Genomic DNA, 12,852 nt, shown 5'->3' with positions numbered 1-12,852 from the left:
CATCTGCTCTGCTACTTTTCCGATGTGCCCCGCCCCCGAGTCCACGACCGCGACACGGTTCTGAATGCCGCGGAGTCGCTCGCGGTTCAGACGGGTCCGGCGGGCGTCACCACCCGCGCGGTCGCAGCCGCGGCGGGTGTCTCGAACGGGGCTATCTACCACAGCTTTCGATCACGGGGCGATCTCGTCGCGCAGACGTGGCTGCGCGCCGCCCGCGCCTTCCTCGACGTACAGGGTGACCTGGTGGACTCCGCGCTCGCCGAATCGGACGCCGACCCGATCGAAGCCGTCGTCGCGGCGGCTGACGCCCCCGCAGTCTTCTACGCACGTCATCCGCAGTCATCGCGACTGCTGTTGCGCGTCAACCGAGATCAGCTACTCGGCGACGACCTGCCCGATGACGTCGCCGCCGATCTGGCCGCACTGGATCGGGCGCTGATCCGATTGATGATGCGCTTGTCGCTGCATCTGTGGGACCGCAAGGACACTGCCGCCGTCGCCGCGATCACGCTGTGCATCGTCGACCTTCCTACGGCGATCATGTTGTCCCGCAACAGAATCGGCAATGCATGGGCACGGGATCACCTGGAGTCGGCGGTACGTGCCGTGCTCGCCGACGGCCCCCCGCCTCGAATGTCGACGATCATCAAGGAGTGAGCCCATGTCCATCACCGTGACCTACACCGACCAGATCGCCGTACTCAACCTGGGGGACGACGAGAACCGCTTCTCACTCGCCTTCCTCGACGAGATCAACGGCCACCTCGACGACATCGCATCCTCCGGAGCCGGCGGACTCGTCACCACCGGCACCGGGAAGTTCTACTCCAACGGCCTGGACCTCGATTGGCTCGTGGCGCACGGTGATCAGATGCAGTCCTACGTAGGTCGCGTCCACGCACTGTTCGCTCGGGTCCTGACGCTCTCCATGCCGACCGCGGCCGGGCTCAACGGTCACGCCTTCGGCGCGGGAGCCATGCTCGCGATGGCCCACGACTATCGCGTCATGCGTGTCGACCGAGGCTTCTTCTGCTTCCCCGAAGTCGACATCCGCATTCCGTTCACCCCAGGCATGGCCGCACTCATCCAGGCCAAGCTCACCCCTGCGACTGCCGTCGCGTCCATGACCACCGGACGCCGCTTCGGCGGGGCCGACGCGCTGCGGCTCGCCATCGTCGACGCCACCGCAGCCGAGGATGCCGTCACCGATTCGGCGGTCGGAATGCTCGCGCCCCTCGGTGGCAAGGACGCAAACACGCTCGGCGCCATCAAGAACACGATGTACGGCCCTGCGATCGCCGCACTAACCACGGGCCGCGAGTGACCACGGTGGCCAATCGCATCCAGTCGCTTCTCGGGGTGAGGTATCCCGTCGTGCAGGCGCCGATGACCTACATTGCGCGAGCCGAACTCGCGGCCGCGGTATCCAATGGCGGCGGTCTCGGCATGATCGAGACTCTGACCGAGCAGGGTCGCACCGACCTGCACCGGGTCCGCGAACTCACGGACCGACCCGTCGCCGCGAACCTGATGATCCAAGGCTGGAAGAAGGACCCGTCGATCGTCGACGTCTTGGCCGCCGCCGAGGTGCGCCACGTCTTCACCTCCGCGGGTGATCCAGCGTTGTTCACCGACCGCCTGCACGACGCGGGGATGACGGTCGTCCACGTGGTCGGTTCGCTCAAGGGAGCCATGAAGGCCGTGGACGCCGGTGTCGACGCCCTGGTGGTCGAGGGTGTCGAAGGCGGCGGGTTCAAGTCGGCACTCGGCGCATCGACGATGGTGCTGTTGCCGTTGATCGCCGAGCGGGCCGACCTCCCGATCCTCGCCGCGGGCGGGATCTGCGACGCGCGGTCGGCGGCGGCGGCATTGGTGCTTGGTGCCGAGGGCATCCAGATGGGTACGCGAACGCTCGCCAGCCGGGAGGCCGGCGTACACGCGAACTTCAAGGACGCCATCGTGGCCGCGTCCGACGACGGCACGGTGATGTTGGACCTTCCCGGTAATCCCACGATGCGGGTGCTGCGGACGGGGTTGGCGGCGAAGCTGGCCACGGAGGACCCCGCCGCGCCGCTCCTGAAGGGGATCACCGAGCTCTACTTCGATGGCGACATGGACGCCAGCGTGGCCAACACCGGTCAGGTGTCGTCGCGGATCACCGAACTGCTGCCGGTGTCGGAGATCCTGCGGCGCACGTGGTCGGAGATCGGAATGGCCTTGGACGCAGGCAGATCGAGGGCGACCTGACGTGCGTCAAATCGCGGGGTAGTCGCGCCGCAGCAAGTCGTAGAACGCGAACGCGGGCACACCGAGTGCGGCGGACAGTTCAGAGGCGTACTCGCGGGCGATGGCCAGGCCGTCGGCCTTCTCGTCGAACGTGCCCGTGAGGTCCACCGCGATACGGCAGCCGAAGGTGTCGGTCACCGCTCCGCAGTCGACCTTGGCCTCGACCACACCGCTGGGCAAGGGAAGAGCGTCTACCGTCGCCCGGACGTCCTCGGCCCGGGCTCCCATATCGACGTAGACCGACACGAATGCATCCATTTAAACCAATCATCCCGGCGCACACGGTGATCCGCCAACTGCTCAATCTCTTGGTTGCCTCGTGTTCACGTGTTGGTCACGCGTTCACAGCATCGTCGGTCGCCCGAAGCTCGTATGGACACCGGGCGAGTAGAGCGCGCGAAGCCGTTTGCCCGTCGGCACGACGCCGCTGGCCGCCACCAGTTCGTCCTCCAGCACGAGGACGTCCGCCCCGCGGAAGGGGAACGGTACGTGCTGATTGGGCACCCACCACGTCCGTCTGCCCTTGCGGGTGTGCGCCCCCCACCGGGCGGTCAGCCAGATCTCCAAGGGCGTGGGTTCGACGGCAGCACCGACCTCGATGCTCACCCGGCTCCGCAGGCCGCGCCGGGGCAGGCGTCGCACACTGTCGTAGGTGATGCGTGAGCCGTCCCGCGTCAACCGCATCTTCGCCCACGTGTACGGCGTTCCCAGCGCGATACGGGTCGCGGGCACGACGGCCAGCCTCGCCGTCTCCAGCGAGCGGAAGAGGACGCCGTGACGACCCACGTCGTCGGTCGAATAGAGCCGGACGTTGGTCTCGAGGAAGTGCCCGAGGTAGGGAATCGCGCGCGGAACGCCCAGCGCCAACTCGCTCATGGCGAAGGGAATCAGGCCGACGTACGTCTGCCCGTCGGCGAACACGTCGGGCCGGGTTCCCTCCGGGTACATGTGTGCCACGGCACCGGGGTCCACCGGCCAGTGCACGAAGGTCAGGTCGGACCAATACTGCCGCGTGAACACGGGCCGCGGCAGATTCGGTGCAGTGACGAGAAAACCGTCTGGCAACGCACCGGGCATGTCGTCATGGTGTCACGCCGGATGACCGCCGTGAACTAGTGCGTCAGGCCCCGCCCCTACCCGGGTTCCGGGGAAGCAAGTTCGTGTCGGTTGCGACAACGTTACACATCACGGGAACGCGCCAATGCAAGAGATGAAACGGCCGAAGCGGGTCCGTTTCAGTGCCCGCGCGCGTGGGAAACAACAAGCGGTGACGATTACAGCACCCTTCTCTGGCGAAGTCGCCGTCGTGGCGCCCGGTGTGTACCACCCACAATACGATTCACGGCTGCTGATCGATGCGCTGGAGCAGAACGTCGCGGTCGAGGGGCGGACCGTGCTCGACCTGTGCACGGGGACTGGAGTGGTGGCGATTGCGGCGGCCCGGCTCGGCGCCCGCTGTGTCACGGCGTGGGACATCTGCCCACAGGCCGTGCAGTGCAGTCGGACGAACGTCGAAGCCGCCGGCGTGTCGGTCGACGTCGTGCACGGTTCGTGGGCTCTGGCCATGGGGCGCGGTCGGTTCGACGTCGTCTTGGCCAATCCGCCGTACGTCCCCGCCAGTTCGGAGCACCCGGCAGTCGAAGGCCCGGCGCGGGCCTGGGATGCGGGTTCTGACGGCCGCCTCGTCGTCGACCCCCTTTGCGCCGCAGCACCCGACCTGCTGAACGACGGGGGAACCCTGCTGTTCGTCCAGTCCGAATTGACCGGCGTCGAACAGTCGCTGACCGCGCTGTCGTCGGCTGGTCTTCGAGCGAGCGTGGTCGCTCGCCAACGGATTCCATTTGGGCCGGTTCTCGCGTCACGCGCGGATTGGCTGGAGCGCACCGGCCGGTCGCCGGTCGGGTGCCGCGAGGAAGAACTGACGGTGATCCGTGCCGACGAGCGATGAACCGACGACGGCTGCCGGAGACGCCCGCATCGTGCGGGTGACGGCGGCCGGCCCGATGATGGTGCAGGGTCCGGTACGGATAGAGACAGCTGATGGCGGGGTCGTCGAGTCCGACCGGTTCATGGTGGCAATCTGCACGTGCCGACGAAGCAAGACCTATCCCCTGTGCGACACCAGTCACCGCAAGCGCCGTCGCACCGACGGACGGTCAGACCCATCGTCGACGTCAAATACTTGAGACCTGCCCCACATCTCTGTGTCACAACGATTACCCATCGGCACGACGGGTACGCCACAGGTCAGGTGCAGCCGGCGCCGAGAAGTCAATCAACGCCGAAGGGGTTAACCACTCGTGACGACAACCAACAAGAACACCCTGATCGCACAGCTTCGTGCCGTGCTCGATCTGACCAATACCGAGATCCAGGTCGCCGAGACCCGTGTCACGCAGGCCCGGACCGACGCAGTGCGCAGGGAACTCTCCGAGAACGCGGCCAACGGCCGTGACCGCGCCGAGTCGATCGAAGCCGCGATCCGCAACCTCGGCGGCACACCCGACGTGATCGGCCCGTTCTTCGGTCGCGCCGCCGCCGCCGTCAAGGCGCTGACCGAACAGGCCCAGCCGTTCGACGAGGCACTGCTCGGCGACCTCGCACTCGAGCATCAACTCCTCGATCGCGCACGGTATGTGAAGGCCCTTGCGGTCGCCGCAAAGGAGTCAGACGTCGAGGCGCTGGCCACGCGCCTGATGACCGCGCATGCGGCGACGGTCGACTGGCTGACCACCGTTCTCGCCGAGGACGCGCTCGGCGGCCCGGCCGCCCTGCGGCGCACCCCTCTCCAGGCGGCGGCCGGTACCGCAATCCAGCTGATCAACGTGCCCGTGAACTGGTCCGTCCGGAGCCTGAACAAGGCGGTCGAGACCGTGCGCGCCACTCCCATTGCCTTCAGCGAGATGGTCAACCGTGGTCGGCGGGTCAGTGACGTCGCGGCGAAGACCGTCTCGGCGTCGCGAGATGCCGCGCTGGAGACCGCGGAGAAGGTCATCCGTGACGGCGGAGCCGGGCACGCCGCGGACCTGCTGCACAACGTGCGGTCCGCCACCGGTGTCCTGGACCAGGGCGAGCTGCCCATCGACGGCTTCGACGAACTCAACGTGACGGAGGCCGTGAACGCGATCAAGGCTCTGACCGGTCCGGCCGACGTTCGCACGATCCTCGCCTACGAGGAGGCGCACAAGGGGCGTCAGGGCGTCATCTCCGCCGCACAGACCCGCGTCGCGCACATTGCGCAGGAAGTGGTCGGGATCAGCTAGACCGGATCACCTACGCACGCAACCGAATACCCCGTGGCCCGTTGGCCGCGGGGTATTCGGTTCAGACGGCTCGACGTCACCAATGCCGGCGAAGAAGCCGACGCAGAAGAAACCGGCATCGAAGAAGATCGCCAAGATGCGCAACGCCCAGAAGACGCCGTCGCCCGCCGATCACGATGCTGCGGCCGCCCAAGGGTGCACCGAACGTGTTGATCGTGCTGCTCGACGACGTCGGATAAGGCGCGTCGTCAGCATTCGGCGGACCGTGCCACACCCCAACCGCGGAGCGACTGGCCGCGGGCGGCCTGAAGCTCAACCGATTCCATACGACCGCGCTGTGCGCGCCCACCCGGCAGGCACTGCTGACCGGGCGCAACCATCATTCCGTCGGCATGGGGGCGATCACCGAGATGGCCACCGCGGCTCCTGGCAACTCAAGCATCCGACCGAGGGACAAGGCACCGGTCGCCGAAACCCTCAAACTCAACGGCTATTCGACCGCCCAGTTCGGCAAGTGCCACCAGGTGCCGTTCTGGGAGATCTCCCCCGTCGGCCCGTTCACCCAGTGGCCGACCGGCTCCGGTTTCGAACACTTCTACGGGTTCATCGGCGGCGAGGCCAACCAGTACTACCCCGGACTGTACGACGGCACCACAGCCGTCGAGCCGCCGAAGACTCCCGAGCAGGGCTACACGCTCACCGAGGATCTGGCGGACCGGGCCATCACCTGGGTGCGCCAGCAGAAGGCACTGATGCCCGACAAGCCGTTCTTCATGTACTTCGCCCCCGGCGCCACCCACGCACCGCACCACGTGCCGAAGGAGTGGTCAGACAAGTACCAGGGCAAGTTCGACGACGGTTGGGATGTTTTGCGCGAGAATACCGTTGCGCGGCAACGCAAGATCGGCGTGATCCCCAAGGATGCCGAGCTGACCGCCCGGCACGACGAGATTCCCGCCTGGCACGACATGTCCGACGAACTCAAGCCGGTGTTGGCGCGCCAGATGGAGCTCTACGCTGGGTTCCTCGAACAGACCGACCTCGAGGTCGGCAGGGTGATCGATGCGATCGACGACCTCGGCATCCTCGGTGACACGTTGGTCTACCACGGCAGAGGACCGGTTCAACATCGCGATGGCGCATCAATGAGAGTCGTTGCCACGTCCCACACCGCACGTCGTCTCGTCCTGCCCGCGCTCGCCCTCGCGGCGACGTGCGTGTCCGGTCCGGGCGCAATCGCACAGCTTCGACCCGAAAGCTAGCTGCGCAGCCCGGACGCGTCGCGGTACTCCACGACCAATTGATCGGTGGCGCGTCGCTCGAGGGCGCAGTCGGCGCCGCGTGAGGTGCCCGGAACGCGGAACGCCAGGCGAGAATGGCTACGCCACAAGCGATACCGACGTCGGCGACGTTGAAGACGGGCCACTCCCCGATTGCCAAGAAGTCCACCACATAGCCCTGCAACGGCGCAGGAGCACGGAACACGCGCTCACCGAGGTTTCCCAGCGCACCCCCAGAACGAGACCAATGCCGACGGCCATGAAGCGGGAGTCGGAGCGTCGACCACACCAGGACAGCACGCCGATGACCGCCACGACGATGCCGGTGAACACCCACGTGTAATCCTCACCGATCGACAGCGCGGCGCCCGCGTTGCGTTCGACCGCCAACGTCACGTTGTCGCCCAGGACGGAGATCGTCCGATCAGCCGGGATGAGACTGACGGCGAGCGCCTTGGTCAGCAGATCGACCGCGAACACCGTTGCCGCGGTGGCGAACTGCGCGACCAGCGGAACGACGCGCACGGTCGCCTATTTGCCGGATCAGCCCGCGGGTGGCGGCGGAGGCGGCGGCAGAATGAGTCCGGGAGGCGGCGTCGGACCGTCCGCCGGGTCGGGCAGGAATTGGACCAGTCCCGGCGGGATGACCGTGCCGGGCGGTGGCGCGGTACCCGGCAGCGGCTCGCCGAGCTGCTGCTGTGGCGCCTGGCCCAGCCCGCCGTAGGTCCTTCCGGCCCGCTGCATGTCAATCCAGCGGCCGAACCACTCCCGCCTGGTGACGTCTGCGTTCTCGTCGCCGGGGGCGACGTCGAACTGTTGCCCCTGGCCTGGTGCCGAGGGCACGTCGTTCAGCTGAATCCCGTACGCGTTGTTGAACACGTTGAGGTTCGGGGGCGCCCCATAGCCTCCCCCTGGCGCAGCGGGCGCCGGGTTCACACCAAGAATGGTGTCGCGGTCCAAGCCGGCGACCGGGGGCGCACCCAAGGTCCCCGGGACGGGCGCCGCGTTGCTCTGCGCCAGTACGTCGAGCCCGTTCGGACCGAGTGGGCCCAATCCGGGCACCGTCGGGCCCGGAGGTGGAGGATTCCCGGGTACCAGCGCGGGATCGGGGGGAGGGTCGTCGGCAGCGGCGGTCGCCGGGAAGGCGACCGCCGCGCCGAGGGCGAGCAAGCCACACGCTGCGGTGGCGATGCGGTGTCGGTCAATCATTGCAAGGTGCCCCGTATTTCCGTGTGGTTGCCCGGTTGTACTGCTTGTACTGCGGACCGACGTCAGACCGACTTGGTGATGCCGTAGTAGGCGACGATGTCATCGGTGTCGGTCGTCGAGCTCGTCAGCGTCGAGTAGGACCGCAGGAACGACTGACCGACGCAACCGTCTACCTTGATGTGGGTGTCCTTCAGGGTCACGCGCACCGGGGCGGCCTTGAACGACTTCTTGTTGACCGTGACGGTCGAGACCGTGCCCGGCTTCGGGTGGATCTCGATGGTGCCGGACAGCGGGAAGCTGACACCCGTGGGGACTATCCCGCCGGTGAGCGACGAGCCCGACGTACTGATGCCGGCCTGCCCGATGAGTCGAACCTGGCCGAGTTCGATCCCGCAACCGATCTGGTAACCCGCCTCGAGCGTGCCACCGGAGAGCGTGGTCTTGCCCGTGCCGGTCACCGTCCCGGTGAACGTGCCGCCCACCAGGTATTCGCGCGACGACAGTGCGGTAGTCAGCGGCGCCACCGGAAGCTGGGTCTCGTTGGAGGCCACGACGGTCAGCGTCCAACCGTCGGGGGTGGTCACGAGACCGGGTTCGGCCGAGCCGACGATCCCGTTGTCCGGCGGCGGACCGGCGTCGCCGACCGGTACGACGGCGGGGTCGGGTGGAGGCGGGTCGGCCAGTGCGACGGGCGCGACGCCCATCGAGGACAGCGCGCAAGCCGTAGCCAGCAGGGCGAAACGATTCAACATTGCAAAGCCTTTCAAGTTTGGAGTGGGCGGCTGGCTGCTAGACGGACTTGGTGACGCCGAGATAGGTGATGATGTCGTCGGTGTTGTCGGTCGAGCTCGTCAGCGTGGCGTAGGAGCGGATGAACGACTGTCCTGCGCACTGGTCGGTCTTGACGCGCACACCGGTCAGGGTGATGCGAGTCGTCGTTCCCTTGAAGGACTTCTTGTCGAGCGCCACCGTCGTGACGGTGCCTGGCTTCAGGTACACCTTGCCCTGGAGACTGACGCCGAAGCCTGCGGTCACGTTGCCGGTGAACGGGATTCCGATGCCGGGCGTGATGCTCGCGCCTGGGTTGATCTCGACCTCGTCCGAGATGATGCCGCAGCCGATCTGCTCGCCAGCTTCCATCGAGCCGCCGGTCAGCTTCGTCTTGCCCCCGCCGGTGATCGTTCCGGTGAACGTGCCCGAGATCAGATACTCGCGCGAGGAGATGGCGGTGGTCAGCGGAGCCACCGGAAGCTGCGTCTCGTTGCTTCCGACGACTGTCAGCTTCCAGCCGTCCGGGGTGTCCAGGACTCCAGGAGCCGCGGAGGGAACCGCACCGGTGTCAGGCGGAGGGACGGGCGCGCCCACCGGCTGAACTGCCGGGTCGGGAGGCGGCGGGTCGGCCAGCGCCACGGGCGCCGTCCCGACCGGGATTGCAATGCAAACAGCTGCCAGCGTCGCAAAACGGTTCAACATGAGTGAATCGGCGCCTCTCGTGGTCCAAATCTCAAGCAGATAACGGATCTGTCGCGACGAAGCATCCGATGGCAGGGTTGCCGTCAGCTGAACGGACGGCCAACACCTCGCGCCTCATTACCGTCCAATGAGCGAGGCGTGAGAATTCCCTAAGTTATTGGCGTGCAGAACCGTTGGCGTTCCCGGCAACCTCGCAGCTCGACGAGCTCCGATGGACGGTCCTTGGATGCCACGCATTAGTCTTCCGTTCATCATTTGGACAACTGGCTGGCCGACGGTGGCTTCTGATTGGTGCCGACGGTCGGTCGTGGACGAGCAGTCCACCGCTAACTCATGAGGTGCCGAAGTCGCCAGGTTCGACTGCGAGACCGACTAACTTGGAGGAAATCTTGAGGTCATCCCGCGTTCTGGGCCGAGCGCTCGCCACACCAATGATCGCCTGCGGTATCAGCCTGGCGTTTATTCCGATGGCCTTGGCCGACGAAGACGTGCCAACCGATCCTGCCGTTCAGGTCAACGCCGTCCCGATGTCCGACAGCGCCCAGCCAGCCGCGATCGTGGCGTGTGGGAACTTCGCCCAGGCGCTGGATGGTGCGTCGACCTATTACGGCGAGTTCTCCGACTCGTTCGAGGGCTCGGACTACAACGACCCGGCCGTGCAGAGCAGCAACGAGGTCGGTCGGACCGCCTTGCGCCAGGCCGCCGGCGTGGCGATGGACGCCGCGAATACGCCCGGGCTGGAACCGAGCGTCGCCGATCCGATGCGGGCGTGGTCGGCGGACGCCACCAAGCTCCTGCTCAAGATGGCCCTTCGCATCTCCGGCGAAAGCCTGAACACGACGGCCACCGAGATGAACAACGACGCCACCAACGCTCAGCAGGCCTGCGCGGCGGCCGGCACGCATGCCTGACGCGTGGTGAAGCGTTGGGCCGCAGGAGCTTTCGCGCTTGGCATGGCAATGACGGCAGTGATGGCGTTGACGGGTTGCTCGGGGAAGGACACCGAGCCGTCGCCACCTCCGGAGTTGGTTCCCGCCAACGCGCTCGACGGAGTTCTATTGAGCGCCAGCGAGATCGAGTCCGTCATGGGAACCAGCGGGATGACGGCCCACCCACGCGTCGAGACGATGGGCGATCACCGCAATCTTCTTCCCAACCTCAACTGCCTGGGGATCTGGCAGGTCAACGAAGCCGGGGTCTACGGCGCCGACGGCTGGATCGCGCTTCGCCAAGAGCTGTTGCGCTCACCGGACACGGACAACTGGCACACCCTCGTCGTGCAATCCGTCGTCAACTATCCCTCGACCGAAGCGGCCCGCGACTTCTTCACGCAGTCCTCGGACCGTTGGTCCAAATGCACGAATCACAACGTCAACATCACCCTCAACGACAAGCCACTGCCCAAGTGGCGCAGCGGTGACCTGACCAAGACCGACACCCAGCTGGCGATACCGTTCACCCGGGGCAGTGCCAACGGCGTCGACTCCTGCCAGCGCGTGTTGGCGGTCGACAACAACGTCATCATCGACGTCCAAGCATGCACGCGGGACGTCTCGACGGTGACGAAGGCGGCCGCGGTGGCCGACGCGATCGAGTCCAAGCTGCCGCGGTAGCGCTAGCCGATGCCGACACCGAAGTTGAAGCCGCCGTCGTCCCCGTTCGGACAGACGACGTCGACGTAGACGGTGACGAACGTGCCGTCGGTGGGCGCCATGTTGCCGGGATTGTTGACCCCCGTGACCCAGCATTGCGACAGCGGTTTGGTGTCGAACCCATTGACCCAGTTGATCTGGACGTTGTAACCCTGGGCCTGCAGGTCGTCGATTATCGCGCTGGCCGCGCGGCCGTTGCCGGACGATGACGGGTCGGCTGCGGCCAGTGGCACGCAGCCGAGCACTGCGATCGCCCATGGAGCGGCGACCAATGCGACGTACCGCGACATGCCCCGACGCTACGCCAACCGAGGTACGCAGCGATACGTGCTGGTCATCTGCGCGCCGACTTCCCGGAACGCCTGCCGACGTCGAACGTATCGTTGCGCCCAGGTCTCTCGGTCATCTCGAGCACAGAGGTACCCCCCCGACACGGAAGGCAAGCAATGGCGAACCGCCAAACCACCACCCACACAGAACTTTTCGACCTGACCGGCAAGTACGCGTTGGTCACCGGCGGAACCAGGGGCATCGGCACGATGGTGGCCCGCGGCCTGCTGCAGGCAGGCGCCCGCGTGGTCATCAGCTCACGCAAGGCCGATGCGTGCGCTCAGGCACGGGAGCAGTTGGCCGAGTTCGGCGACGTCCGGGCCATTCCCGCCGACCTGTCCAGGCACGACGAATGCCTGCGCCTCGCCGACCTCGTCACCGCCGACTCCGATGGACTCCACGTCCTGGTCAACAACGCGGGTGCGACGTGGGGCGAGCCGCTGGAGACGTTCCCGGACTCCGCGTGGGACAAGGTGATCGACCTCAACCTCAAGTCGCCGTTCTGGCTCGTTCAGGCGCTGCTGCCCGCGCTTCGCGAGGCGGGCACGGCCGACGACCCCGCCCGGGTCATCAATATCGGCAGCATCGACGCCATCCACGTCAGCCAACTGCCCGTGTACTCGTACGCCAGCAGCAAGGCGGCGCTGCATCAGTTGACCCGCATGCTTGCGCGTGAACTGGGGCCCCAACACATCACCGTGAACGCGGTGGCGCCCGGACCGTTCCCGTCGAAGATGATGGCGGCGACACTCGATGCCTTCGGTGACGCGATCGCGGCTTCCGCACCGCTGCGCCGCATCGGACGTGACGACGACATGGCCGGAATCGCCGTGTTCCTCGCCAGCCGGGCGGGCTCTTATCTGACGGGAACGGTCATCCCGGTCGACGGCGGCATCGCGACGACCGCGTCGGGGACCTAGGCCCGCGGGCTCAGGCCTGGCTCGCCGCCTCTTCGGTGACGCGTGGCTTCTGCTGCCAGGGCCATCGTCCAGTGATCTCGAGTTCGAGGGAGAAGCTGAGGAACGTCCGGATCGCGACGATGCCCGCAAGGATGGCGACGCTCCGCGCGTTCGGGGTGACCGCCACGGTGCGGATGATGTCGGCGGCGACCAGGAATTCGAGGCCGAGCAGAATCGACCGACCGAGCTGCTCGCGGAGGATTCGGTACGTGTCAGTCGACTTTCGCAACAGTCGACCAACGGCGGTCCCGCCGGCCACGATGGTACCGATCGCGATGATCGCCACGCCCACGCCGTCGATGACCGTGCCGACGAGCTCAACGCTCTCGATGAAGCCCACGACAGGAGGCTAGCCGTCAAGACGTCCCGGTGGCCGGATTCGGCATCAAGACTCCCAGCG

16 protein-coding genes and 2 pseudogenes are annotated in these 12,852 nt (G+C 66.7%); 10 read left to right on the top strand and 8 right to left on the bottom strand.

The genetic code is table 11. The features are described from left to right. Positions 1-24 precede the first annotated feature (24 nt). From VET27_RS25900 to VET27_RS25890, 3 genes are read left to right on the top strand one after another with little or no spacing between them, the layout of a single operon-like run. Positions 25-657, top strand: a complete 633-nt coding sequence (locus VET27_RS25900) for a TetR/AcrR family transcriptional regulator (protein ID WP_526522814.1) — start codon at positions 25-27, stop codon at positions 655-657. A gap of 4 nt (positions 658-661) precedes the next feature. Continuing rightward, positions 662-1,324, top strand: a complete 663-nt coding sequence (locus VET27_RS25895; protein WP_526522812.1) for an enoyl-CoA hydratase-related protein — start codon at positions 662-664, stop codon at positions 1,322-1,324. 5 nt (positions 1,325-1,329) lie between these two features. Next, positions 1,330-2,247, top strand: coding sequence for an NAD(P)H-dependent flavin oxidoreductase (locus tag VET27_RS25890; RefSeq protein WP_526522866.1), 918 nt, complete (start codon positions 1,330-1,332; stop codon positions 2,245-2,247). 6 nt (positions 2,248-2,253) lie between these two features. On the opposite strand, the gene VET27_RS25885 is transcribed toward VET27_RS25890, so the two are convergent. Together VET27_RS25885 and VET27_RS25880 are read right to left on the bottom strand one after the other, a co-directional pair. Further along, positions 2,254-2,544 (bottom strand): hypothetical protein, encoded by a 291-nt coding sequence (locus tag VET27_RS25885; RefSeq protein WP_526522811.1) that lies wholly within the window; start codon positions 2,542-2,544, stop codon positions 2,254-2,256. 84 nt (positions 2,545-2,628) lie between these two features. Next, positions 2,629-3,363: a YqjF family protein gene (locus tag VET27_RS25880; RefSeq protein ID WP_526522809.1), complete on the bottom strand. Its 735-nt coding sequence runs from the start codon at positions 3,361-3,363 to the stop codon at positions 2,629-2,631. Positions 3,364-3,559: 196 nt separating this feature from the next. Between VET27_RS25880 and VET27_RS25875 the strand changes: the two genes are divergently transcribed. From VET27_RS25875 to VET27_RS25860, 4 genes and pseudogenes are all read left to right on the top strand, one after another. Next, positions 3,560-4,234: a HemK2/MTQ2 family protein methyltransferase gene (locus tag VET27_RS25875; protein ID WP_526522864.1), complete on the top strand. Its 675-nt coding sequence runs from the start codon at positions 3,560-3,562 to the stop codon at positions 4,232-4,234. A gap of 55 nt (positions 4,235-4,289) precedes the next feature. Then, positions 4,290-4,472, top strand: a complete 183-nt coding sequence (locus VET27_RS25870; RefSeq protein WP_526522862.1) for a CDGSH iron-sulfur domain-containing protein — start codon at positions 4,290-4,292, stop codon at positions 4,470-4,472. 114 nt (positions 4,473-4,586) lie between these two features. Beyond that, positions 4,587-5,549 carry a ferritin family protein gene (locus VET27_RS25865; protein ID WP_526522807.1) on the top strand — a complete coding sequence of 321 codons (963 nt, stop codon included), beginning with the start codon at positions 4,587-4,589 and terminating at the stop codon, positions 5,547-5,549. Positions 5,550-5,713: 164 nt separating this feature from the next. Continuing rightward, a pseudogene (locus tag VET27_RS25860) lies at positions 5,714-6,658 on the top strand (sulfatase-like hydrolase/transferase); the annotation flags it as partial. A 307-nt stretch (positions 6,659-6,965) separates the two neighbouring features. Here VET27_RS25860 and VET27_RS25855 read toward each other — a convergent pair. The 4 genes and pseudogenes from VET27_RS25855 to VET27_RS25840 form a co-directional block, all read right to left on the bottom strand. Further along, positions 6,966-7,309 (bottom strand): annotated as a pseudogene (locus VET27_RS25855) (signal peptidase II); the annotation flags it as partial. Between the two features lie 63 nt (positions 7,310-7,372). Then, positions 7,373-8,038, bottom strand: a complete 666-nt coding sequence (locus VET27_RS25850) for a hypothetical protein (RefSeq protein WP_526522805.1) — start codon at positions 8,036-8,038, stop codon at positions 7,373-7,375. Positions 8,039-8,100: 62 nt separating this feature from the next. Further along, positions 8,101-8,790, bottom strand: a complete 690-nt coding sequence (locus VET27_RS25845) for an MspA family porin (RefSeq protein WP_526522803.1) — start codon at positions 8,788-8,790, stop codon at positions 8,101-8,103. A 37-nt stretch (positions 8,791-8,827) separates the two neighbouring features. Then, positions 8,828-9,511 carry an MspA family porin gene (locus VET27_RS25840; RefSeq protein WP_526522801.1) on the bottom strand — a complete coding sequence of 228 codons (684 nt, stop codon included), beginning with the start codon at positions 9,509-9,511 and terminating at the stop codon, positions 8,828-8,830. 389 nt (positions 9,512-9,900) lie between these two features. Here VET27_RS25840 and VET27_RS25835 point away from each other — a divergent pair, with 389 nt between their 5' ends. Together VET27_RS25835 and VET27_RS25830 are read left to right on the top strand one after the other, a co-directional pair. Continuing rightward, entirely contained in the window at positions 9,901-10,422 is a 522-nt protein-coding gene (locus VET27_RS25835) for an Rv2240c family protein (RefSeq protein ID WP_526522799.1), read from the top strand. Between the two features lie 42 nt (positions 10,423-10,464). Next, entirely contained in the window at positions 10,465-11,124 is a 660-nt protein-coding gene (locus tag VET27_RS25830; RefSeq protein WP_526522798.1) for a sensor domain-containing protein, read from the top strand. A gap of 2 nt (positions 11,125-11,126) precedes the next feature. Here VET27_RS25830 and VET27_RS25825 read toward each other — a convergent pair whose 3' ends face one another. Next, positions 11,127-11,453, bottom strand: coding sequence for a hypothetical protein (locus tag VET27_RS25825; protein ID WP_526522796.1), 327 nt, complete (start codon positions 11,451-11,453; stop codon positions 11,127-11,129). 156 nt (positions 11,454-11,609) lie between these two features. On the opposite strand from VET27_RS25825, the gene VET27_RS25820 reads away from it, so the two are divergent. Beyond that, entirely contained in the window at positions 11,610-12,413 is an 804-nt protein-coding gene (locus VET27_RS25820; RefSeq protein ID WP_526522794.1) for an SDR family oxidoreductase, read from the top strand. A 10-nt stretch (positions 12,414-12,423) separates the two neighbouring features. Here the strand turns inward: VET27_RS25820 and VET27_RS25815 are convergent, their stop codons facing one another. Further along, positions 12,424-12,792 carry a DUF1622 domain-containing protein gene (locus VET27_RS25815; RefSeq protein ID WP_526522792.1) on the bottom strand — a complete coding sequence of 123 codons (369 nt, stop codon included), beginning with the start codon at positions 12,790-12,792 and terminating at the stop codon, positions 12,424-12,426. Between the last annotated feature and the right edge of the window lie 60 nt (positions 12,793-12,852).

The sequence above is a fragment of the Mycobacterium sp. genome, assembly GCF_035633495.1.
In the GTDB taxonomy this organism is placed as follows: Bacteria; Actinomycetota; Actinomycetes; order Mycobacteriales; family Mycobacteriaceae; genus Mycobacterium.
This window is presented reverse-complemented; position numbering and strand designations above follow the sequence as displayed.

What these genes read in the sequence shown, in the direction of transcription:
- VET27_RS25895 (WP_526522812.1), top strand. Translation starts at nt 662, where the DNA reads ATGTCCATCACCGTGACCTACACCGACCAGATCGCCGTACTCAACCTG.
- VET27_RS25885 (WP_526522811.1), bottom strand. Translation starts at nt 2,544, where the DNA reads ATGGATGCATTCGTGTCGGTCTACGTCGATATGGGAGCCCGGGCCGAG.
- VET27_RS25880 (WP_526522809.1), bottom strand. Translation starts at nt 3,363, where the DNA reads ATGCCCGGTGCGTTGCCAGACGGTTTTCTCGTCACTGCACCGAATCTG.
- VET27_RS25870 (WP_526522862.1), top strand. Translation starts at nt 4,290, where the DNA reads ATGATGGTGCAGGGTCCGGTACGGATAGAGACAGCTGATGGCGGGGTC.
- VET27_RS25850 (WP_526522805.1), bottom strand. Translation starts at nt 8,038, where the DNA reads ATGATTGACCGACACCGCATCGCCACCGCAGCGTGTGGCTTGCTCGCC.
- VET27_RS25845 (WP_526522803.1), bottom strand. Translation starts at nt 8,790, where the DNA reads ATGTTGAATCGTTTCGCCCTGCTGGCTACGGCTTGCGCGCTGTCCTCG.
- VET27_RS25840 (WP_526522801.1), bottom strand. Translation starts at nt 9,511, where the DNA reads ATGTTGAACCGTTTTGCGACGCTGGCAGCTGTTTGCATTGCAATCCCG.
- VET27_RS25830 (WP_526522798.1), top strand. Translation starts at nt 10,465, where the DNA reads ATGGCAATGACGGCAGTGATGGCGTTGACGGGTTGCTCGGGGAAGGAC.
- VET27_RS25825 (WP_526522796.1), bottom strand. Translation starts at nt 11,453, where the DNA reads ATGTCGCGGTACGTCGCATTGGTCGCCGCTCCATGGGCGATCGCAGTG.
- VET27_RS25820 (WP_526522794.1), top strand. Translation starts at nt 11,610, where the DNA reads ATGGCGAACCGCCAAACCACCACCCACACAGAACTTTTCGACCTGACC.